15 protein-coding genes are annotated in these 21,529 nt (G+C 72.7%); 4 read left to right on the top strand and 11 right to left on the bottom strand.

The features are described from left to right. Positions 1-34: 34 nt before the first annotated feature. The 4 genes from FHU40_RS15470 to FHU40_RS15455 are packed head-to-tail and all read right to left on the bottom strand — an operon-like array spanning position 35 to position 4,747. Positions 35-1,576 carry an APC family permease gene (locus FHU40_RS15470; protein ID WP_343057881.1) on the bottom strand — a complete coding sequence of 514 codons (1,542 nt, stop codon included), beginning with the start codon at positions 1,574-1,576 and terminating at the stop codon, positions 35-37. Next, a complete protein-coding gene (locus FHU40_RS15465) occupies positions 1,573-1,866 on the bottom strand; it encodes a hypothetical protein (protein WP_183593175.1) in 294 nt (97 codons plus the stop codon). Before FHU40_RS15465 ends, FHU40_RS15470 begins: the two co-directional genes overlap by 4 nt. Beyond that, on the bottom strand, positions 1,863-3,374 hold the full coding sequence (locus FHU40_RS15460) for an FAD-binding oxidoreductase (protein ID WP_183593174.1): 1,512 nt from the start codon (positions 3,372-3,374) through the stop codon (positions 1,863-1,865). The genes FHU40_RS15465 and FHU40_RS15460 overlap by 4 nt, the downstream gene beginning before the upstream one ends. Next, a complete protein-coding gene (locus tag FHU40_RS15455) occupies positions 3,371-4,747 on the bottom strand; it encodes a (Fe-S)-binding protein (RefSeq protein ID WP_221199853.1) in 1,377 nt (458 codons plus the stop codon). The genes FHU40_RS15460 and FHU40_RS15455 overlap by 4 nt, the downstream gene beginning before the upstream one ends. A gap of 193 nt (positions 4,748-4,940) precedes the next feature. Between FHU40_RS15455 and FHU40_RS15450 the strand changes: the two genes are divergently transcribed. The 3 genes from FHU40_RS15450 to FHU40_RS15440 all read left to right on the top strand — a co-directional run bounded on the left by FHU40_RS15450 (position 4,941) and on the right by FHU40_RS15440 (position 7,892). Further along, positions 4,941-5,690: a GntR family transcriptional regulator gene (locus FHU40_RS15450; RefSeq protein ID WP_221199852.1), complete on the top strand. Its 750-nt coding sequence runs from the start codon at positions 4,941-4,943 to the stop codon at positions 5,688-5,690. A 12-nt stretch (positions 5,691-5,702) separates the two neighbouring features. After that, positions 5,703-6,437, top strand: a complete 735-nt coding sequence (locus FHU40_RS15445) for a cache domain-containing protein (RefSeq protein WP_183593172.1) — start codon at positions 5,703-5,705, stop codon at positions 6,435-6,437. A 162-nt stretch (positions 6,438-6,599) separates the two neighbouring features. Further along, entirely contained in the window at positions 6,600-7,892 is a 1,293-nt protein-coding gene (locus FHU40_RS15440; protein WP_343057880.1) for an FAD-dependent oxidoreductase, read from the top strand. Here FHU40_RS15440 and FHU40_RS15435 read toward each other — a convergent pair. Together FHU40_RS15435 and FHU40_RS15430 are read right to left on the bottom strand one after the other, a co-directional pair. Then, positions 7,853-11,074 carry an ATP-dependent helicase gene (locus FHU40_RS15435; protein ID WP_343057879.1) on the bottom strand — a complete coding sequence of 1,074 codons (3,222 nt, stop codon included), beginning with the start codon at positions 11,072-11,074 and terminating at the stop codon, positions 7,853-7,855. The genes FHU40_RS15440 and FHU40_RS15435 overlap by 40 nt on opposite strands. Next, positions 11,071-14,319 carry an ATP-dependent helicase gene (locus tag FHU40_RS15430; protein ID WP_183593171.1) on the bottom strand — a complete coding sequence of 1,083 codons (3,249 nt, stop codon included), beginning with the start codon at positions 14,317-14,319 and terminating at the stop codon, positions 11,071-11,073. Before FHU40_RS15430 ends, FHU40_RS15435 begins: the two co-directional genes overlap by 4 nt. A 114-nt stretch (positions 14,320-14,433) precedes the next feature. Here FHU40_RS15430 and FHU40_RS15425 point away from each other — a divergent pair, with 114 nt between their 5' ends. Then, entirely contained in the window at positions 14,434-15,600 is a 1,167-nt protein-coding gene (locus FHU40_RS15425; protein WP_183593170.1) for a CaiB/BaiF CoA transferase family protein, read from the top strand. 400 nt (positions 15,601-16,000) lie between these two features. Here the strand turns inward: FHU40_RS15425 and bar are convergent, their stop codons facing one another. The 5 genes from bar to FHU40_RS28325 form a co-directional block, all read right to left on the bottom strand. Then, complete coding sequence (bar, locus tag FHU40_RS15420) at positions 16,001-17,095, bottom strand: barbiturase (protein WP_183593169.1); 1,095 nt, start codon at positions 17,093-17,095, stop codon at positions 16,001-16,003. 27 nt (positions 17,096-17,122) lie between these two features. Next, on the bottom strand, positions 17,123-18,058 hold the full coding sequence (locus FHU40_RS15415; RefSeq protein WP_183593168.1) for a carbamate kinase: 936 nt from the start codon (positions 18,056-18,058) through the stop codon (positions 17,123-17,125). A gap of 64 nt (positions 18,059-18,122) precedes the next feature. Next, entirely contained in the window at positions 18,123-19,430 is a 1,308-nt protein-coding gene (locus FHU40_RS15410; protein ID WP_183593167.1) for an ArsB/NhaD family transporter, read from the bottom strand. Beyond that, complete coding sequence (locus FHU40_RS15405; protein ID WP_343057878.1) at positions 19,427-20,932, bottom strand: potassium/proton antiporter; 1,506 nt, start codon at positions 20,930-20,932, stop codon at positions 19,427-19,429. Before FHU40_RS15405 ends, FHU40_RS15410 begins: the two co-directional genes overlap by 4 nt. Beyond that, the gene (locus FHU40_RS28325; protein ID WP_246390604.1) at positions 20,919-21,461 is read right to left on the bottom strand and encodes an SPFH domain-containing protein; all 543 of its coding nucleotides are present in this window, start codon (positions 21,459-21,461) and stop codon (positions 20,919-20,921) included. Before FHU40_RS28325 ends, FHU40_RS15405 begins: the two co-directional genes overlap by 14 nt. Positions 21,462-21,529: the final 68 nt, after the last annotated feature.

Genomic DNA, 21,529 nt, shown 5'->3' with positions numbered 1-21,529 from the left:
TGGTCTGACCCTTCTGGATGGACTCGATTGGTCGTCACGGTTCGTCACCGGCGGCGGCCGGCTGGGTGGACGCGGCGACCCGGCCTCCGACCGCGTCGCCCGAGATCGCGTCACTGCGCTCGTAGGGCCGCACGATCACCATGTAGATCGCACCGATGCCCGCGCCCACCGCCGCGGAGAGGGCGACGAGCCAGTTGTCGTACCACGGCAGCTCGGGCGTCCGCGGCCACGCCATGTTGACCATCGCGAGCACGCCGTAGGTCAGCGCCGCGATGTTGACCAGCAGGCCCCACCGGCCGAGGGTGAAGCTGCCGCTCGGCACCCAGCCCTTCAGCCGCGCCCGCAGCGCCGCGAGGGTGACCATCTGGAAGCCGAGGTAGATGCCGAGGGTGGCGAAGGAGATGATCGACGTCAACGCCTTCGTGGAGGCCACCGACCCGAGCACGATCACCGCCGGCACCAGCGCCGCGACCAGCATGGCGTACGGCGGCACGTGCCGCTGCGGCAGGAACTTCCGGAACAGCGCCGACCCGAGGATCATGTCGTCTCGCGCGTAGGAGTACATCAGCCGGCTGGCGGCCGCCATCAGGCTGAGCGCGCACGAGAGGAACGAGATCATCACCACGGCCAGCACGACCTTGGTGCCGCCCTCGCCGAACGCGCTGTGCAGCACCGTGGTGACCGGATCGGCGTCCGTGCCGTCGATCACCGCGGCGTAGTCCTGGACCGCGAGCAGCAGCGAGAGGCACACGAAGATCGCCGCGGCACCGCCGACGTAGATCGTCATCCGCATCGCCTTCGGAATCTGCCGGGTCGGGTCGGGCACCTCCTCGGCGACGTCGCCGCACGCCTCGAAGCCGTAGTACTGGTAGATCCCGATCAGCGCCGCGGCGAGGAACGCCGAGAGGTAGCCGCCGCTGTGCCCGACGACGCCCTCGGTGTCGAACAGCACCGACAGGTTGTGGTGGCGCTCGGTGAACAGCAGCCACGCCCCCACCACCAGCGCGCCGATCAGCTCGGCGGAGAACCCGATGATCGCGGCCATCGCCAGCCAGCGGGTACCCATCAGGTTGATCGCGAGGGCCACGGCGAGCAGGATCAGCGCGCAGGTGATCGTCGAGGACGTGCCGGGCGTGAAGCCGAGCAGCTGGGCCAGGAACGGCCCCGATCCGTAGACGACCCCCGCGATCGTGGTGAGCAGCGCGACCAGGTAGATCCAGCCGGTCATCCACGCCCACTTGCGGCCCCACAGCCGGCGGGCCCACGGATAGACGCCGCCCGCCACCGGGTACTGGGAGACGACCTCGCCGAAGACCAGTGCCACGAGCAGCTGGCCGAGGCCGACGATCACCAGCCACCAGATCATGGCGGGCCCGCCGGTCATCAGGCCGACCGCGAAGAGCGTGTAGATGCCGACCACCGGGGAGAGGTAGGTGAAGCCGAGCGCGAAGTTGGCCCAGGGGCTCATCTCCCGCCGGAACTCGGAGGTGTAGCCCAGGGTCCTGAGCGCGGCGGCGTCCGCGTCGTGCTCGTGGTGGTGGTGCGACCCCTGGCCGTCGTGGACGGCGCTGCTCACGGTCGGTCCTCCCGCTCGACCTCGGCCAGCAGCTCGGAGCCGGTCACGACCCGGTCTGCGAAGTGGCGGTGCATCCACGCGAGGTGGTCGTGCCGGCTGTTCATGATCCGGAGGCTGTCCCAGTTGGGGAACTGCTGCTGGAGCACCCATCGCTCCATCAGCCTGGAGTCCACCTCGAAGACGTGCTCGAAGGTCGTGACCGCGACGTCCGAGGCCCGGACCGGGTCCGGGGGCTGGTGCTGCTCGGCGTACCGGTAGCCGATCCGCCGGCCGTCTGGCTCAGCGCTCATGGCCGCTCTCCCGTCTCGTAGGCCCGGTCGAGGAGGTACTTGCCGGGGTTCATGATGTTGTGGGGGTCGAGGGTGCGCTTGAGATCGAGCATCACGTCGAAGCCGCGGCCCAGCTCGTCGGGAACCAGGTCCACCTCGCCGGCCCGGCAGGACCCGTGGCACGCGCTGATGGATCCCTGGTGCGCCAGGGCGACGGCGGCGATGTCGCGCTTGGCCCGGACCCACAGCTCCCAGGCCCGGTCGTCCAGCTGCTGCTCCCAGATGCCGACGTCGATCTCGGTGAGGTAGTCGACGCCGGTGTCGGCCGAGGTGTAGGCGAACATGCCCCAGTCGTCGAAGACGTCGGTCTGCCGGCGGAGGCCGGCGACGATCTCGTGCCAGGCCCGCGAGAGCGACGGCAGGTTCGTGTAGTTGACCGCAGCGTCCTCGCAGTGCCAGCTCATCGGCACCACCTGACCGTCCTTGGTGCGCCCGTGCAGCGGCGTCGCGTAGCGGTCGTGGCGCGCGGCCCAGTCGCCCTCGGAGATCTCGTCGCCGAGGTAGCGGGCGCCGTGCTCCTTGGCGATCCGGAACAGCCGCCGGCCCGCCGGACGCACCTCGTCCTCGTAGCCGTACATCACGGCGCAGACCAGGGCCCGCACGTCGCCGGGCTGGGGGATGTAGGCCTCGTCGTCGCGACGCAGGTAGGCCACCTTCCACTCGTCGAACAGCACCGCGCCGGCGAACGTGGCGACGCCGGCCCGCGCGAGGGCGCCCACGCAGCGGTAGGCGTCGTCGTAGTCGTCGAACGCCCAGAACGGCGAGAGCTCGGCCTCCGGCTTGGGGTAGAGCTTGAGCGTGGCCTCGGTGGCGACGCCCAGGGTCCCCTGGTGGCCCATGAACAGGTGCTTGAGCTGGTAGCCGCTCGAGGACTTGCTGATCTTGTGCCCGATGCCGTCCCCGACGTGCAGCACCTCACCGGTCGGCAGCACGTGGTCGAAGCTGAGCACCAGGTCACGGGTGTGCCCGTAGCGCGAGCCGATCAGCGACCAGCCGCTGGTCCCGATCCGGCCACCGACCAGGGAGCAGGGGTACGACGCGGGGTCGTCGGGATAGAAGAGCCCGTGCCGCGCGAGCTCCTCGTTGAGCTTGAGCATGTTGATGCCGGTGCCGACGGTCACCGTGCGGTTGTCGAGGTCGAGCTCCTTGATCCGGTTCATCCGCTTGACGTCGAGCAGGATGCCGCCGTGCAGCGGCACGGCGCCGTCGGTGAGGCCGGTGCCGCCGTCGCGGGGCACCACCGGGATCCGCAGGTCGTTGGCGATCCGCAGCACGCCGGCGACCTGCTCGGTGCTGGTCGGGAGGACGGCGAGGTCGGGCACCCGCTCGGCCCACCGGTGCACGGGGAACGGTGCGGGGACCCGGGCCCGGTTGAAGCGGTCGGTCTTGGAGGTCAGGATCTGGTCGTCGGCGAGCACGGTGCGCAGGGCGGCGACGACCTCGTCGACACGCTCGGCCTGGAGGGTCATGACGCGCCGCCGTCGGTGGTGCCGCCGACCTCGATGCCGAGGCTGACGGCGAGCAGCTCGTGGATGTCGACCACGTCGATGTCCTGCCCCTCGCCCGCGGCCGAGAGCGGCCGCTCCGACCAGGGACAGGCGCTGACCAGCGTGTCGACGTCGAGCCCGGCCGCCTTCTCCATCCGGCGCTCGGAGATCGCAGCGGTGAGCTCCGGCTTCTCGACCGGGAGCCCGCCGCCGCCACCGGAGCAGTAGGACCACTGGGTGACCCGGTCGACGTCGTTGAAGGTGAGGCCGGGGATCGCCCGCAGGATCTCGCGCGGCTCCTTCCAGATGCCCTTGCGCTTGTTGAGCCGGCAGGGGTCGTGGTAGGTGATCGTGCGCTCCACGGGGACCGACGGGGTGAGCCGTCCTTCCCGGATCAGCTGGGCGAAGAGCTCGACGACCAGCACGACCTCGATGCCGGCGTACTCGTCGCCGAAGTAGCGCGGGTAGTCCTCGGTGAACGAGATGTAGTCGTGCGGGTCGAGCACCAGTACCCGGGTGGTGCCGGTCGAGCGCCAGTCGTCGAGGTTGTGGCGGGCGAACCGCTGGGCCTGGTCGACGTACCCCATCTCGGCCGCCGGGCCGCCGCAGCACCACTGCTCCCCCATCAGCCCGAACTCGTAGCCGGCCAGCCGGAGGATCTGCGCCACCGCGCGCGGCACGGAGGTGCGGTAGAACGCGGCCTCGCAGTCGACGAACAGCACGGTCTCGCCGCCGATGGGCAGGTCGAGGCCCGCGCTCCAGTCGCGCACGTGCTCCTGGCTGACGGGGACGTCACCGAGCACCGGCTCGTGGGTGCGCTCGTCGGTGCGGGCGTTCCAGGTGCGCCAGCCCTCCTGATGGACGCCTTGGTCGACGGCGAGCGCGCGCACGGCCTTGACGACGTCGACCGTCCGGGTGCGGAAGCGGTAGAAGTCGCCGGTGAAGAGCGTGTTGGGACAGCGCAGCTCGCAGGCGCCGCACTGGGTGCAGTTGACGTAGTCGGCGGCGACGTCCGCGACGGAGAGCTCGCCCTTCTCCATCGCCACGACGTTGGCGTGGAACGCGGTAGGGGTCCACGACTCGTTGCGCGTCACCTGCATCACCGGGCAGACCTCGCGGCAGAACTTGTGGCCGGAGGAGAAGCAGTTGTAGGCGGCGTTGCGCCACTCCGCGGCGAACTCCTGCTCGGGGGTCGGTGGCTCGTCGTGCCCCGGCTCCCCGTCGACGAGCGGCAACGGCCGGCCGACGATCCCGTCGACGTACCGCCCGAGCTCCTCGGGGTTGTCGCGCATGCCCGGTGTGAACGGCGACGACAGCGCGTCCGCGCCGCCCGCTCCCCTGTCCGTCTGGGTCATCGGTCAGCTCCCGCCTCTCGACATGGATCGGAGTGAAGTCAGATGTGAGTCAGATCACGTCGGGTGGTGGCTAAACCTATGGGATTGAATGTTTACTGACAACCCCAGTTCCGGGCGGGCCGGGCATACGATCGGGCGGCCGGACCCACGGACGGGGCGGACCGGACGGGTCGCGGGCGGGGAGGAGGCGGTGGTGCGACTGCTCTCGGGCGACGCGCGCGACGCCCTGCTCACGCCCCTGGACGGGGGCGGCCGGAGTCAGGCCGTCGCGCGTCGCCTCGGCAGCGCCATCGCGCTCGGTCTCCTCGAGGACGGCGAGCAGCTGCCCTCGGAGTCGCAGCTCGCGGCCACCCTGAACGTCTCGACGCTCACGCTCCGCGACGCGCTGGCCGAGCTGCGCTCCTGGGGACTCGTGGAGACCCGGCGCGGTCGCGGCGGCGGCAGCTTCGTCCGGATGTCGCAGGCGGCGCTGGCCCGGCTGTCCCACGACCGCCTTGCCGAGGTCGGGGTGAGCGACCTGCGCGAGCTCGGCGACATGCACAGCATGGTGGCCGGCTCCGCCGCGCACAAGGCGGCCGAGCGCGCCTCGCCGACGGAGCTGGCCCGCCTGCGCGACCTCGTCTCGCGGATGGCGGACGCACGCGACGCCACCGAGCTGCACCGCCTCGAGAGCCGTTACTACATCGAGATGGCGGCGGCCGCGCAGTCCGCACGACTGACCCGACTGGAGATCGAGCTCCAGGGCGACCTGGCGCAGGTGATGTGGCGACTCCAGACGGACCGGTCGGCGGCCGCGGTGGCGGCCGGTCGCGCCGCCGTGGTCGAGGAGGTGGCCCGGCACCGGGGCGACCGGGCCCGGCGACTGACCGAGGAGCAGGTCGCCGACGACACCCGGCGGTTGATCGACGACCACATCGCCACGACCCGATCGAGCGCGAGCTGAGGAGCGGTCCGGATGCCCATCACCCAGACGCCTGATCCGGCCAGCGTGATCAGCGAGGCGATCGAGGGCATCTTCGCGACGGTCGCCGAGGTGCGGCGGCTCGCCCTGGCCAGTCACGCCGCTGCCGTCGCCGAGGGGCGCGCCTTCCTCGACCCCGACGTCCGCGGTCTGGCACCCGCTTTCGTCGACCTCCTGGAGGCTCCCGACCAGCTCGCGGTGGGCCTGGGCATCATCCTCGAGCCGGGCACGCTGCCCAGCCACCCGCTGCGGCTCGAGTGGTGGCAGCGGTCGACCGGCCGGGACGCCCCGGTGCCGCTGGAGGTCGACCTGCACCCCGACAGCGTGGGCTTCTACGACTACATGGCGGCGGACTGGTTCGCGGTGCCCCGGCGGACCCGGGCCCGGCACGTCGTCGGTCCCTACGTCGACGTGCACGGCACGGACCGCTACCTGCTCACCCTCACGATGCCGATGGAGGCCGACGGGCGGTTCCTCGGCGTCGCCGGCGCGGACGTGCCGATCACCGGGTTCGAGACGGTGGTGCTCCGCCGGCTGGGCACCGCGGAGGCGATCCTCGTGAACGACGAGGGCCGCGTGGTGGTGTCGACGACGAGCCGCTGGATCACCGGCTGCCTCCTGCCCGACCACGAGCGCCGGCCGGGCGTGCCCCTCGCCGAGCTGCCCTGGGAATTGCTGGAGCCGCCGCTGCCCGAGCCCGCGAGGGCAGCGAGCCGCGGCGAAGGTTGAGGAGCGTCGGCTCGGACCGGAGCGGAGCGACGGAACGAGCGACGCGTCTCGAAACCCGGTGAGACGTGAGTCGGCCGCAACCACCGAGATACGACCGGAGGCTTCGACACGTCGCGAGACCCGCGAGCGGACTAACCCGCCCACCGCGGGCGTTGTCCGGACGTGGAGATCCTCGACTCGGTGGTGATCGGTGCGGGCCAGGCCGGCCTGTCGACGTCGTACCACCTCAAGCGTCGCGGCCTCTCGCACGTCGTCCTCGACGCCAACGCCGCGCCCGGCGGCGCCTGGCAGCACCGGTGGGACTCGCTGAGCATGCACGACGTGCACGGCGTCGCGGCGCTGCCCGACGCCGACTCCCCCACGGGTGAGCAGGGCCGCGCCAACGTCGTGATTCCGGCGTACTTCGGCTCCTACGAGCGCGAGCACGACCTGCCCGTGCTCCGGCCGGTGCGGGTCGACCGGGTGGAGTCGGCAGGCGACCTGCTCGTCGTGCGCGCCGGCAATCGGAGCTGGACGACCCGGACGATCGTCAACGCGACCGGCACCTGGTCGCAGCCCCACCTGCCGTACTACCCCGGCATCGGCAGCTTCCGCGGCGAGCAGCTGCACACCCGTCACTACCCCGGCCCGGAGCACTTCCGCGGCCGGCGGGTCGTGGTGGTCGGCGGTGGGGCCTCCGCGGTCCAGTTGCTCGGCGAGATCGCGCCCGTCGCCGCGGACACCCTGTGGGTGACCCGGCGCGAGCCGGTCTGGCGCACCGACGACTTCACCCCCGACCGCGGCCGCGAGGCGGTCGCACTGGTCGAGGACCGGGTACGCCGCGGGCTCCCGCCCACCAGCGTCGTCAGCGTCACCGGGCTGGCGCTGCGCGAACAGGAGCGGGAGGCGGAGCGGCTCGGCGCCTACCGGCGGCGGCCGATGTTCACGCGCATCGAGCCCGGCGGCGTACGCATGCCCGACCCTCCATCAGACGACGGAGTGCTGTGGCCGGCCGACGTGATCGTGTGGGCGACCGGCTTCCGCCCGGCGATCGCCCACCTCGCGCCGCTGCGGCTGCGCTCGGAGCGCGGCGGCATCCAGCTCGACCGCGGCGGCACCACCGCGGTGGCGGACCCGCGGGTGCAGCTGGTCGGCTACGGGCCGTCGGCGAGCACCATCGGCGCCAACCGGGCCGGGCGGGCCGCCGCGCGCGGGGTGGCGGCGTGGGTTTCGAGACAGGCGCCAGAGCGCCTTCCTCAACCACCGGGGCGACAGGCGCCAGAGCGCCTTCCTCAACCACCGGGGCGACAGGCGCCAGAGCGCCTTCCTCAACCACCGGGGCGACAGGCGCCAGAGCGCCTTCCTCAACCACCGGGGCGACAGGCGCCAGAGCGCCTTCCTCAACCACCGGGGCGACAGGCGCCAGAGCGCCTTCCTCAACCACCGGCCGTCGTCAGCAGCGCCTCGAGCGCCTGACGGTCGGGCAGGTCGCCGGGCTCGACGACCTCGCCGGTGCGCACGTGGTAGAACGCCACCCGCACGCTCTCCAGCGGCACGCCGTGCAGCTCGGCCCAGGCCAGCCGGTAGACCCCGAGCTGGAGCGGGTCGGCGCCGGCGGCCCGGCCGGTCTTCCAGTCGACGAGCAGGAAGGTGCCGTCGTCCTCGGCGTAGACGGCATCGATGCGCCCGCGCACGACCTGGCCGCCCCCGTCCGTCCCACGCAGGACGAGGGCGAACGGCGCCTCCACCTGCAGCGGCGTGCGGGTCGCGAACGGCCCCGACTCGAAGGTCGCGATCAGCTCCTTGAGGTCGGCGTCGTCGTCGATGCCAGCGTCGCCACGGCCCGGCAGGTCGCCGTAGTCGAAGAGGTCCTGCTGGCCGAACCGCGCCTCCACCCACGCGTGGAAGCGGGTGCCGAACCGGGCCGCCGACGACGGCGGCCGCGGCATCGGGCGGGCGAGCTCGCGGGCGAACTCCTCCGGATCGTCGCGCAGCCGGCCGAGCGCGGTGGCGGAGAGGCTGCTCGGCAGCGGGACCGCGAGGTCGCTGCTGCGCTCGGCCCGGGCCTCGCCGACCAGCCGGTCGAGCTCGGCGTCCCACTCCGCCACCTGAGCGGCCTCGATCATGTCGAGCCCCGCGTCGGCGGCAGCGGGGTCGACCTCGCGCACCCGGCGCGCGGCCTCGATGCGCAGCGCCGCCTCGCGGCCGGTGCCGGTCGGCGGCCACGGCCGGGACGGGTCGACGGCGTCGTAGGGGTTGGGGTCGCCCTTGACGGGCTTGTCCTGCCAGCCCGTCGTCGGCTCGCCCCACGCCTCGAGCTGATCGCGGACGACGGCCTGGTAGACCGACGGCCCGAACGGCGTCGCCCGCGGGCTCCAGAGGTACGACGTGACCGCCAGCCGGCGGGCCGCCCGGGTGAACGCGACGTACCCGAGCCGCAGCTCCTCCTCGGCGTCGTGCTCACGAGTGGCGGCGCGGTAGGCGTCGAGCGCGGCCTTGTCGTAGCCGGCCAGCTGGGGCAGGTCATGCGCGTCACCGCGCAGCGGCGCCGGCAGGATCGCGGGCGAGGACGTCCACAGCGTGCGGGACCGGTTGGACGGGAAGCGGGTCTCGCAGACGCCGACCAGGAACACCGAGTCCCACTCGAGGCCCTTGGCCCGGTGCACGGTGAGTAGCTTGACCGAGTCGGCCTCGGTGGGCGTCGCGACGTCGAGCCCGTTGCCCTGGTCGTCCTCGGCGGTGAGGTAGGCCAGCAGCGCCGGGAGGGTCACGTCGCCGTCGACGGCCTGGAAGTCGGCCACGGCCTTCACGAACAGGTCGAGGTTGTCGCGGCGCGCGGCGGCGGCCGGGCTGACCGCCGAGGCGAGCTCGACGTCGGTGCCGCTGGTGTCGATGATCCGCCGGACGATGTCGAGCAGCGGCTCGCCGACGTAGGTGCGCAGCATCCGCAGCTCCGCGGACAGCAGCGCGAACCGCTCCAGGGCCTCCGCGGAGTACGCGAGCTCGCCCGGGGCGGCCAAGGCGTCGTCGAGCGAGGGCAGCTCGGCCGGGTCGATGCCGTCGGCGATGTCGAGCAGGTGGTCGGTGATCGACTCCGGCGTCGCGCCGCGGCCCCGGCGGCCGGCGATCTCGAGGGCGCGCTGGCTGAGCAGCCGTAGATCGCGCGGGCCGATCACCCAGCGCGGCCCGGTCAGCAGGGTGAGCAGGGACGCGTTGGCGGTGACGTCGTGCAGGAGGTGGAGCGTAGCGACGACCTCGGCGACCTCGGGCAGCCGGAGCAGGCCGGACAGGCCGACGATCTCGACCGGGATGCCGGCTCCGGTCAGCGCGTCGAACACGTCCTCGGCGTGGGCGTTGTCGCGGGTCAGCACGCCGATCCTCGCCCACCCGCCCTCGACGTCCGGGTCGTGCGCCGCCCGCACCGCGTCGGCGAGCCAGGCGAGCTCGTCGGCGTGGGTGGTGAAGACCCGGGTGGTGACCTCACCCCGGTCGGCGTCGGGCTTGGCGACCAGCGGCTCGACCTGGCCGAACCTCTCGTAGAGCGGCTCGGCCAGCCGGTTGGCGACCTCGAGGATGCGCGCGTCGGATCGCCGGTTGACGGTGAGCGGGTACGTCGGCACCGCTCCCCCGTCGGCGGCGGGGAAGGTCTCGGCGAAGCCGAGGATGTTGGACACCGACGCGCCGCGCCAGCCGTAGATGGCCTGGTTGGGATCGCCGACCGCGGTGACCGGGTGGCCGCCCGAGAACAGCCGGGACAGCATCACGGCCTGGGCGACCGAGGTGTCCTGGTACTCGTCGAGCAGCACCACCTTGAACCTGGCCCGCTCGTGCTCGCCGACGTCCGGCTGCTCGGCGGCCAGCCGGGCGCCGAGCTCGATCTGGTCGGAGAAGTCCATCAGCCCGAGGTCGCGCTTGAGCCGGCGGTAGGACGCGACCAGCTCGAGCAGCTCGGCCCGCCGGTCGATGGCGAAGATGGCCTTCTCGACGGCCTCGCGGTAGGTGACGCGGTTCTTCCCCGCCACCTCCTCGGCCAGTGCGCGCTCGAAGCCGGCCCGGGCCTCCGCGTCGAGCTCACGCACCCGGTCGGGGCCGACGAGGTGCTCGCTCATCGCGCTGTCGAGCGCGAGGAGGTTCTGGATCACGGTCGCCGGGTGGTCGGTGAGGTGCCGGATCTCGCCGGTGAACCGGTCGACCGCCCGGGCGCCGAGCTGGTAGCGCGCCGCGTCGGTGATCACCCGGGTGTCGGGCTCGTGGCCGATCCGCAGGCCGTGGTCGGTGAGCAGGCCGGCGGCGTACGCGTTGTAGGTCGCGACCGTCGGCTCGAGGACGTCCTCGCCGTCCTCCAGGTCCGCCGGCTCGTCCAGGGCACCGGCGGCCTCGAGCGCACCGCGGATGCGGTGCCGCAGCTCGCTGGCGGCCTTGGTGGTGAACGTCAGGCCGAGCACCTCGTCGGGGCGCACCTGCCCGGTCACGACCAGGTAGACGACCCGGGCCGCCATCAGCGTGGTCTTCCCGGACCCGGCGCCGGCGATGACCACCGCGGGCGCCAGCGGGGCCGAGATCGCGGCCCACTGCTGGGCGCTCGGGGAGTACGGCGTGCCCATCACGGCCGCGAGCTCGTCGGGCGTGCGGATGTCGCGGGCGGTCGGGCTCGTCACTGGTTGGTCACCGATCCTGCGCTCTTGATCGGACAGATCGGCACGAAGCCGCAGTCGCGGCAGTGCTGGCCGGCGACGGCCGGGAACGACTCGGCGCGCAGCAACGAGGCGGTGTGCTGCAGCCGGTCGCGCAGGACGGCGCGGCCCGGGCCCTCCTCGGGCTGCACGTCCTGGGTCTGCACGACCGCGGCCCCGCCGCCGTCGGTGAGCCCGAGCTGGATCAGCTCGGCACCACCGGCGCGGGCCCCGGGGGCGATCTCGGCGAGGGCGCCGTGGTCGACGGCGTACTGGTAGAGCCCGAGCTGGACGTGACCCTCGACGGCCTTGTTGCTGGGCTTGGTGCGGCCGGTCTTGAGATCGACCACGACGATTCTCGGCGCTTGTCCTGAGCCTGTCGAAGGGTCGAGCTCGAGGCGGTCGGCGTACCCCGTGAGCCGCACCTCCTCGCCGTCGTCGAGCCGGACGACGGTCGCGAACTGCGCCTCGGTGCCGACCAGTCGGCGCGGGTTGGTGGCGTGCCAGTGCAGGAAGCGGCCGAGGGCGGCGCGGACCCGCTCGTACTCGCGGGCCTTCGACCAGGGGGTGCGGAAGTCGAGGCGGTCCCAGACGGCGTCGACGTGCTCCATCAGCACGTCGACGGCGGGCTCGACCTCGCCGGTGGCCACCCGCTGGGCGAGTGCGTGCAGCAGCTCGCCGAGGTTGGCGGACTGGTGGGCGCGGGCGGAGCCGCCGGCCTCGCGCTCGAGGAACCACTGCGTCGGGCAGACCATCATCGACTCGAGCACGCTCGCCGAGACCGGTACCGGCTGCTCGGGGTCGCGCACCGGCTGGACCGAGCGGGTCGCCGAGCGAGTGCCCCACCAGGTGGACGGGTCGGCGCTCGGCACCAGCGCCCGGGTGCCGACGGTCTCGCCCGCGAGCCGGGCCAGGCGGCGGGCGGCTGCCTCGCGCAGCGGCGCGCTGGTCTCCGGATCGGCGACGGTGCGCCGCAGCTCGCTGACCAGTCCGGCCATCGACAGCGGACGGCGCGGCCGGCCGACCACGCGGTCGACGCCGACGCCGAGCTCGTCGAGGAACCGCGACGGCTGCTCGCCGTCGTCGTCGGCCGACGCGACCGCGGTGACGACCAGCCGCTCCCGCGCGCGGGTGCACGCGACGTAGAAGAGCCGACGCTCCTCCATCAGCAGCTCGCGCGCGGAGACCGGCGGCACGATGCTGTCGGTGCCGATGCGGTCGGCCTGCAGCAGCGTCGAGCGCCTCCGCAGGTCGGGCCAGCCGTCCTGCTGCACGTGGGCGACCACCACCAGCCGCCACTCCAGGCCCTTCGAGCGGTGGGCGGTGAGCAGGCGTACTGCGGCGCCCCGGGCGCCCCGCTCGGCGAGCGTGTCGGCGGGGATCTGCTGCTGGACCAGGGTGGCGAGGAACGGCCGGACGCCGACGTGGTCGCGCTGTTCCTCGGCGCGGGCGGCGACGTCGAACAGCGCGCACACGGAGTCGAGGTCGCGGTGGGCCCGCCGGGCGGCACCTCCGCCGAGGTCGACGGAGCGGCGCAGTCGGGCGGGCCAGCCGGTGCGCGACCAGAGCGTCCACAGCAGCTCCTCGGCCGACGCACCGGCGACCAACGCGGCGCGGGCGTCGAGCAGCAGCTGGGTGAGCGCCCGGGCGCGGCCGGCCTCGGGTCCGTCGAGACCGTCGAGGAAGCCCGGCTCGACCACGGCGAGCCGGACCAGCTCACGCGACTGCCGGGGCGGGCGGCCCTCGGCCTTGCTCTGCTCCTTGTCGCGGGCGCGCAGCAGCCGGGCCAGGCGGCGTACGTCGCCGGCGTCGAGGCCGCCGAGCGGGCCGAGCAGCAGGGCCTCGGCGCGGGCCGGATCGAGGTACTCGAGGTGCTCGGGGTCGTCGTTCTCGAGGTTCACGACCGCGCGGAGCGCGTCGAGCAGCGGCAGCACGGCCGGGTCGCGGACCAGCGGCACCTCGTCGCTGGCGACCTCGACGGGGACGCCGGCGGCGCCGAGCGCACGGCGCAGCGGCGGGATCGACGTGCGGCCGGAGCGGACCAGGACGGCCATGTCGTCCCAGGCGATGCCGTCCTCGAGGTGGGCGCGGCGCAGTAGGTCGGCGAGGTGCTCCGCCTCGGCGCGCTCGGTGTCGAAGGTGCGCACCAGCACCCGCCCGTCGCCGAGCCCGGACCGGGACTCGGGGGCGAGGAAGGCGGCCCGCGCCTCCTCGGGGATGCTGCCGGGCAGCGCCAGCCGGCCCGCGACCCGCTGGGAGGCCACCAGCAGGCGCGTCCCGAAGCGGCGGGTGGTGCGCAGCGCGACGACGTCCGCGGGCGAGTCGTCGGCCCGGGGGAACTCGGCCGGGAAGTCGAGGATCCCGCGCACCTCGGCGCCGCGGAAGGCGTAGATCGACTGGTGCGGGTCGCCGACGACCGTGAGGTCGCGCCCGTCGCCGGCCAGCGCGCGCAGCAGCGCGACCTGGCCGGGGTCGGTGTCCTGGTACTCGTCGACGAAGACGTGCCGGAGCTGGGCGCGAAGCTCGTCGCGGTGGGCCTCGGCCTCGATCGTGGCGCGCCGGATCAGGTCGGCGTAGTCGGTGGCCCCCTGGGAGTCGAGGTTGGTGAGGTACTGGTCGAGGAAGAGGCCGGCGGCGACGTACTCGGGCAGCCCCTCGGAGTCGCCGAGGGCCCGCAGTCCCTCGCCGTCGAGTCCCTTCTCGCGGGCCCGGGACAGCACCGCGTGGACCTCGCGGGCGAAGCCGCGGGTGCCGAGCGCGCGGCTCAGGGAGTCGGGCCAGGCGACCGACTCGGGGTGGTCGGTGAGCAGCTCGCGGAGCACGACGTCCTGCTCCGGCGCGGAGAGCAGGCGCAGCGGCGCCTCGTAGAGCTCGGCCGGCGAGTAGCGCCGGATCAGGCCGTAGGCGAAGGAGTGGAAGGTCGAGCTCAGGGTGGTCGACATGGTGCGGCCGAGGCGGGCGGTGACCCGGTCGCGCAGCTGCTCCGCGGCCTTGCGGGAGAAGGTCAGCGCCAGCACCTCGTCGGGGCGCGCACCCCGTCGCTCGATGCGGTCGACGATCGCCTCGACCAGCGTCGTGGTCTTGCCGGTGCCGGGGCCGGCCAGCACCAGCAGCGGCCCGCCGGGGTGGTCGACGACGCGCTGCTGGTGCTCGTCGAGGGTCGGGACGACGACCGCGGTGTCGGAGCGGACCAGGTGGCGGGTCGGCTCCGGTGTCGTCGGGGTCGCCATGGGCCTATTCGACCACCCGGCGCCGACAGCCGGTGCGCCAGCACCACGGGCCGCCCGCTCCCTTGGCACGTATCGCCATAGGGGCCATGCGAGCACGCTCGATAGCGTGCTCGCATGGCTCCGTCTTCCGAAGGCCCGTTGTCCGACCTCACGGTGCTCGACCTGACCCGCGCGCTCGCGGGTCCGCACGCCGGCATGATGCTCGGCGACATGGGCGCACGCGTGATCAAGATCGAGTCACCCACCGGTGACGACACCCGGGGCTGGGGCCCGCCGTTCGTCGGCGAGGACGACGAGCGCGAGTCGACGTACTTCATGGCGGCCAACCGCAACAAGGAGTCGCTGGTCCTCGACCTGAAGTCCGACGAGGACCGCGAGGTGCTCGCGCGGCTCGTCGAGCGGGCCGACGTGCTGATGGAGAACTTCCGGGTCGGCGTGCTCGACCGGCTCGGCTTCCCGGTGTCGCGGCTGCACGAGCTGAACCCGGGCCTGATCGTGCTCTCGATCACCGGCTTCGGGCACGACGGGCCGGAGGCGACCCGCGCCGGCTACGACCAGATCGCGCAGGGCGAGGGCGGCCTGATGTCGATCACCGGCACCGGACAGCCGACCAAGGTCGGCGTGCCGATCGCCGACCTGATCGCCGGGATGAACGGCGCGTTCGGCGTGCTGGCCGCGCTCCACGAGCGCTCGCGCACCGGCCGCGGCCGGGTCGTGCGCACCTCGCTGCTGGCCGGCATGATCGGCGTGCACGCCTTCCAGGGCACGCGTTGGACCGTCGCCGGGGAGGTCCCAGGCCTCGCGGGCGACCACCACCCGTCGATCGCGCCGTACGGCATGTTCTCGACGAAGTCCGCGCCGGTGCAGATCGCCTGCGGCTCCGAGGGCCTCTGGCGGGCGCTGTGCGGCGCCCTCGGCTGGGACCCCGCCGAGGACGGCTTCGCCACGAACGCCGAGCGGGTCGCCCATCGGGACGCGCTGATCACCCGGATCGAGTCGCTCTTCGCCGCCGAGCCCGCCGAGCACTGGCTCGCGCTGCTTTCCGAGGCCGGCGTGCCGTCGGGCAAGGTGCGGTCGATGGACGACGTCTACAGCTGGGACCAGGTGCTCTCGCAGGGTCTGCTGCTCTCGGTCGAGCACTCCACCCAGGGTGAGCTGAAGCTGCCGGGATCGCCGATCCGCTTCGACGACAACCCCTTCTCCGGCGGCCGCTCCGAGCACGTCGCTCCCCCGACCCTGGGTCAGCACAACGAGTCGATCCGGGAGTGGCTCGAGTCCTGAGCCGCGCCGCTGCGGGTTTCACCGGCTGACCGCCGAACCCCGCACGACACGCCGGGGATGCTCGGCGTGTCGTGCGGGTTCTGGCGGCTGGCCGGTGAACCCACAAGCGATGTGACTCCTCAACGGTGGAACATCCACCGCCGGACGATCGGCTCGGCTCGGATCGGATCGGATCGGATCCGACGGCGGTGCAAGATCCACCGACTCTCGGACTACGAACGGTGGAGCACCCACCGCCGCCCGCCGGACCCGAGCCGGCGTGTCTCGGTGCGGAGAAGACAAAGTGCCCGAGGGTCCCACGCGGGACTTTCTCGGGCACTTCATGCGCTTCTCGGGCGTTGCACACCGCGAGATGTCCAGGGATACCCGGTGAACCGGGTATCCCTGGACAGGCCGGGACTCAGCCCAGGTCGACGATCGCGGCCACGGGGCCGCCACCCTCGGGGCCCTGGTGGGCCGCGGAGACGGACACGAACACGGCCGGGTCACCGGTGACGGCCGCGGTGACGCCGCCGACGCAGGACTTGATCTGGCGGTGCCAGTGCACGTCGGAGTCGTCGAGCATCGCGTTGCGGCGACCGCGGACGGTGCCGTCCTGCGAGGCCTCGCACTTGAGGAACACGTTGACCAGACGGCCGTCGAGGTCCGAGCTGTGCGGGCGCTCGGGCAGGTCGAGGCCGGCGTCCTTGATGGCCTCCCAGATGCCGTCCTGGTCGAGCGCGTCCTTCATGACCGAGTGGCCGATCCGGTAGCGGCCGCCGACACCCGGGGCGTTGCCGACCACGACGACCTGCGCCTGGTCGAGCTCGACGCCGGAGGAGCAGGACGCGACCGCGGAGTAGAGGTCGCGGTTGTGCATGACGTCGGCGTCGGTCGGCATCTCGATCTCGCCGAGGGCGACGGCGATGCCGAGCGCGGTGACGCCGTTCGAGAGGTCCATCGACTCGTGGGTGTGCTCGGTCCACACGGTCTTGCCGCGGGACTTGGCGTCACGGATGGTGTGGATGGTCAGCAGCGGGGTCTTGGTCTGGACGTAGTGCACGTCCTTCGGGTCGGTGATGCCCGCGCGCTCCATCGCGACCTTCACCGCGTCGGCGACCTTGGAGACCATCGACGTACGGCCGATCTCCTCGGGCAGCAGCTGCTCGCTCATCGCGAAGCCGACGGTGAGCCGCGGCTCGTCGGTCGGCTCGGCGTCCACGGTCGCGAAGATCGTCGCGTGGGGGCTGATCACGCCGTCGGTGCCGCCCGACCAGACGATCGGGACCTGCTTGACCTGCTCCTCGGGAGCGCCCTTCTCGATCAGCACCTCGCGGAACGCACGGTCGGCGATGATCCGGGTGTAGTCGTTGACTCCGCCGTTGCCCTCGGTCTTGCCGATGATCGCGATCACCCGCGAGGCCTCCATGACCCCGTCGTCGATCAGCTTGGCGAGCTCACTGGCGTCGGCAACCGAGTGGATCGGCACCTTGCGTACTTCGATGGCGCTGGGCATGGACTCCTCTTTCCGGTGTGGTGCTGTTCAGTTCGGTACGACGACGGTGCCGGCAGCGCCGGTCACCGCCTCGGAGATGTGTGCGAGGTCGGTGATCACGGCCCGGGCGCCGCCCTGCTCGACGAACGTGCAGGCGGCGTCGACCTTGGGACCCATGGAGCCGCTGGCGAAGTGGCCGTCGGCGGCGTACGAGCGCATCTCGGCGACGGTCACGACGCCGACGTCGCGGGCCTCGGGGGTGCCGTAGTGCAGCACGGCGTGGGCGATGTCGGTGCCGATGACCAGCACATCGGCGTCGACGGTGCGGGCCAGCAGCGCGGCGCCGAGGTCCTTGTCGATGACCGCCTCGACCCCGCCCAGCGAGCCGTCGTCGTGGCGCACGACCGGGATGCCGCCGCCGCCGTTGGCGACCACGACGAGGCCGGCGTCGACCAGCGCGCGGACGGCAGGGGCGTCGACGATCTCCAGCGGCTCGGGCGAGGCGACGACCCGGCGCCAGCCCTTCGCGCCGCGGTCCTCCCAGGTCTCGCCGTGCTCGATGAGCACCGCCGCCTCCTCGGCCGGCAGGAACCGGCCGATCGGCTTGGTCGGCCGGGCGAATCCCGGGTCGGCGGCGTCCACCCGCGTGCGGGTGACGACGGCGGCCGTACGCCGGTCGATGCCCCGGCGGGCGAGCTCGGCGTCGAGCGCGTTCATCAGCACGAATCCGAGCGTGCCCTGCGTCTGGGCGCCGCACCAGTCGAGTGGCACGGGCGGCACCACGGCCGCCGCGAGCTCGTTCTTGACCAGCAGGTTGCCCACCTGCGGGCCGTTGCCGTGGGTGATGACGACCGCGACGTCCTGGCGGAGCAGATCGGCGACGGCCGACATGGCCACCCCGGCCGCGGCGATCTGGTCTTCGGGGCGGGCACGCCCGTCGGCGTTCGTCATGGCGTTTCCGCCGAGCGCGAGCAGAACCCTCATGTGTCCGAACCTAATGACCAACACCCACCCCCGCACATGGCAGGAGTTGCCAAGAGGCGGCGGCTCAGGCGATCACGAAGTACCGGAGCCACACGTAGAGCCAGGCCACGACGAGCGAGGCCGCGGTGACGACGAGCCCGTAGCGGGTGAACCGCCAGAAGCTGATCGGGTGCCCCGCCTTCGCCGCGATCCCCAGGACGACGACGTTCGCACCGGCCGCGACCGCCGTGGTGTTGCCGCCGAGATCGGCCCCGAGCACGAACGCCCACCACAGCGGGCTGCCGGATCCGGCGCTCGGGGACGCCGCCACCATCTCGTCGACGATCGGCACCATCGCCGCGGTGTAGGGGATGTTGTCGACGAAGCCGCCGATGATCCCGGAGCCGAAGAGCAGCACGGTCGACGCGAGCAGCTCGTGGTCGCTCATCGCGTCGGCCGCCCACCGGCCGAGGTCGCCGATCACCCCGACCTCGACCAGCCCGCCGACGAGCACGAAGAGCGCCATGAAGAACGCGAGCGTCGTCCACTCGATCTCGGCGAGGAACTCCTCCGGCTCTGCGCGGGCGACCACGACCATCGCCCCGGCTCCGAGCATCGCGACGATCGACGGGTCGAGGTGGAGCACCGTGTGCAGTCCGAAGGCGACCATGACGACGCCGAGCACCACCAGGCACCGCACGAGGCGGCGTGCGTCGGTGATCGCGTCGGTCGGGCGGAGGTCGGCGATGTCGTTGAAGGTCTCGACGTCGAGCTCGCGGCGGAAGAGGAAGCGGCTGAGGAAGATCAGCCCGGCGACCAGTACGACGGTGATCGGCAGCGAGTGGATCAGGAAGTCGTTGAAGCTCAGCCCGCCGCGGCTCGCGATGATGATGTTGGGCGGGTCGCCGATCAGGGTGGCCGTGCCACCGATGTTGGAGGCGAGGATCAGCGTGATCAGGTAGGGCACCGGCGAGAGGCCGAGCCGGGCGCAGACCGAGAGCGTGACCGGAGCGACCAGGAGCACGGTGGTGACGTTGTCGAGCACCGGCGAGACGGCCGCGGTGATCAGGATCAGCAGCGTCATCAGGCGAGCGGGCCGGCCCCGCGAGGACTTCGCGGCCCAGAGTGCGAGGAACTCGAAGAGCCCCGTGTGCTTGAGGATCCCGACGATCACCATCATGCCGAAGAGCAGGAAGATGACGTTCCAGTCGACGCCGGTGTGGTGATCGAAGAACGCGCTGTCGGCGTCGACCAGTCCGATGACGGTCATCGCGGCGACACCGCCGAGCGCCGCAGCGACCCGGTGCACCTTCTCGGTGGCGATGAACGCGTAGGTGATCGCGAAGATCGCCACTGCGGCGAGGGTGACCGTGTGGTCACTGAGGTGGGTCACGAAGCAGCTCCTCGGTGGGGTTCGGCGTACCAGCCGGCCAGGCGGCCGGCATCGCTGACGGCCCGCAGCCGGCTCTCGACGGCGGCGTGGTGTTCCCGCGCGGCGGCGACGAGCACGTGGTCGCCGGTGCGCAGGACGGTCGAGGGGGACGGCGCGAAGATCTCGCCCTGCCGCAGCACCAGGGAGACCGCGGCCGGCGGAGGCAGCCGCAGCTCGGAGATCTCGACGCCGGCGAGCCGGGAGCCCGGCTCGATCGAGAACTGGAGCAGGGTCGCGTCGAGCTCCTCCAGCGGCGCCGACTCGATCGCGACCGCCCGGGGCTGGTGCTCGACGGCAGCGCCCAGCCTCCTGGCGACCCAGGGCAGGGTCGGACCCTGCACCAGCGTGAACACGACGACGAGCAGGAAGACGACGTCGAAGATCCGGTGGGCGGCGGGCAGGCCCTCGCTCATCGGGATCGTGGCGAGCACGATCGGGACCGCGCCCCGCAGCCCGGCCCAGCTGATGAACGCCTGCTCGCGCCAGGGCACCCGGAACGGCGTGGCGCACAGCAGCACCGAGACCGGCCTGGCGACCAGCGTGAGCGAGGCGCCGACGACGAGCGCGTAGGGCAGCGCGTCGATGAGCCGGCCGGGGCTGACCAGCAGGCCGAGCATCACGAACAGGCCGATCTGCGCGAGCCAGGCCAACCCCTCGGCGAATCCGGCGGTGGCGGCCCGGTGTGGCAGCCGGGCGTTGCCGAGGCTGAGCCCCGCGACGTAGATCGCCATCAGGGCGCTGGCGCCCGCCACGCCGGCCAGGGCGAACGCGAGGAACGCGATCGCGAACGTCGCGATCGGATAGAGCCCGGACGCCGGGAGCGCGCTGTGCACGAGCACCCACTGGCCGGCGCGGGCGACCAGGAACCCGACGACCATCCCGACGACGAGCTGGTAGCCGACCAGGCCGGCGATCTCGATGCCGTTGGCCTCGGCCCAGGCGCTGGAGGTGACGACGGTGACGAGGATGATGACCGGCGGGTCGTTGAACCCCGACTCGGCCTCGACGATCGCGCGGAGCCGGCCCTGCACGGGCATCCGCCGCAGCACCGCGAACACGGCGGCGGCGTCGGTGGACGAGGCGACGGCCCCGAGCAGGATCGCCGTCCGGACGTCGACGTCCAGCAGCAGGTAGACCAGGCCCGAGGTCACGGCGACCGAGATCGCCACCCCGAGGGTCGCCAGCACGCCGGCCAGCGGTGCCACGGGGCGGACGGTCGCCCAGTCGGTCGTGAAGCCGCCCTCGGCGAGGATCACCGCCAGCGCGATGGTGCCCAGCACCTGGGTGAGCTGCGCGTCCTCGAAGTCCAGGCCGAGCCCGGACTCTCCGACCGCCAGGCCGATCGCGAGGTAGATCAGGAGCGTCGGCAGGCCGACGCGGGTCGAGATCCGCACGGCGGCGACCGCAGCGAGGAGCAGTGCCGCCGCCGCGAGCACGACGAGGTTGAGATCAGTCGGGTCCACGGGCCGTGAGCTGCTGCTGGGACATCTCGTCCAGGCGGATTCCGACCTCGACCAACTCGAGATCGTGGAGCCGTACGCCGAAGTCGTCGACGGCCGACTCCACGGCGTCTCGGATCGGGCCATGGGCGGCGGCGGCCGTCTGCGTGAGCTCGGCCGCCGCCCACCCCGTCACCGAGCGGGTGATCGCGTCCTCCGCGGCCCGCTCGGCCCCTGTCCACGGATCGACGTACCGCGTGCCCGGCACCGGCCGGGGCACGGAGACGGTCGCCTCCGCCAGCACCAGCAGCGGTACGCCGTCCGTGGTCGTCGCCCGGGCGCCGACCGGCGCCTCACGTCGCGCGTCGAGCTCGGGCTCGAAGCGCTCGACGAACGGCCAGCGCCAGGCGAGCCCGGACGCGTGGACCCGGTGGACCACGCCACCCCGGGTCACCACCGTCCACCGGTCCGCGGCGACCAGCCGCGTGCAGGTGGCGGCCCAGCAGGCGACGAGCACCGCTGCGGCCAGCAGCAGGAGCGTCGTCGTGGTCATGCTTCAAGTCTTCGGGGCGGACGGCGCCCAGCGAATGGGTGCTACCACCCATTTCGTCGCCGGACGCG

It is taken from the genome of Nocardioides soli (genome assembly GCF_014191495.1).
In the GTDB taxonomy this organism is placed as follows: Bacteria; Actinomycetota; Actinomycetes; order Propionibacteriales; family Nocardioidaceae; genus Nocardioides; species Nocardioides soli.
Note: the sequence above shows the minus strand (reverse complement) of the source record. Positions and strands in the feature narration are given on the sequence as shown.

Excerpts from the sequence above, each read along its gene's own strand:
- FHU40_RS15465 (WP_183593175.1), bottom strand. The coding sequence starts at position 1,866 with ATGAGCGCTGAGCCAGACGGCCGGCGGATCGGCTACCGGTACGCCGAG.
- FHU40_RS15460 (WP_183593174.1), bottom strand. The coding sequence starts at position 3,374 with ATGACCCTCCAGGCCGAGCGTGTCGACGAGGTCGTCGCCGCCCTGCGC.
- FHU40_RS15455 (WP_221199853.1), bottom strand. The coding sequence starts at position 4,747 with ATGACCCAGACGGACAGGGGAGCGGGCGGCGCGGACGCGCTGTCGTCG.
- FHU40_RS15445 (WP_183593172.1), top strand. The coding sequence starts at position 5,703 with ATGCCCATCACCCAGACGCCTGATCCGGCCAGCGTGATCAGCGAGGCG.
- FHU40_RS15430 (WP_183593171.1), bottom strand. The coding sequence starts at position 14,319 with ATGGCGACCCCGACGACACCGGAGCCGACCCGCCACCTGGTCCGCTCC.
- FHU40_RS15425 (WP_183593170.1), top strand. The coding sequence starts at position 14,434 with ATGGCTCCGTCTTCCGAAGGCCCGTTGTCCGACCTCACGGTGCTCGAC.
- bar (WP_183593169.1), bottom strand. The coding sequence starts at position 17,095 with ATGCCCAGCGCCATCGAAGTACGCAAGGTGCCGATCCACTCGGTTGCC.
- FHU40_RS15415 (WP_183593168.1), bottom strand. The coding sequence starts at position 18,058 with ATGAGGGTTCTGCTCGCGCTCGGCGGAAACGCCATGACGAACGCCGAC.
- FHU40_RS28325 (WP_246390604.1), bottom strand. The coding sequence starts at position 21,461 with ATGACCACGACGACGCTCCTGCTGCTGGCCGCAGCGGTGCTCGTCGCC.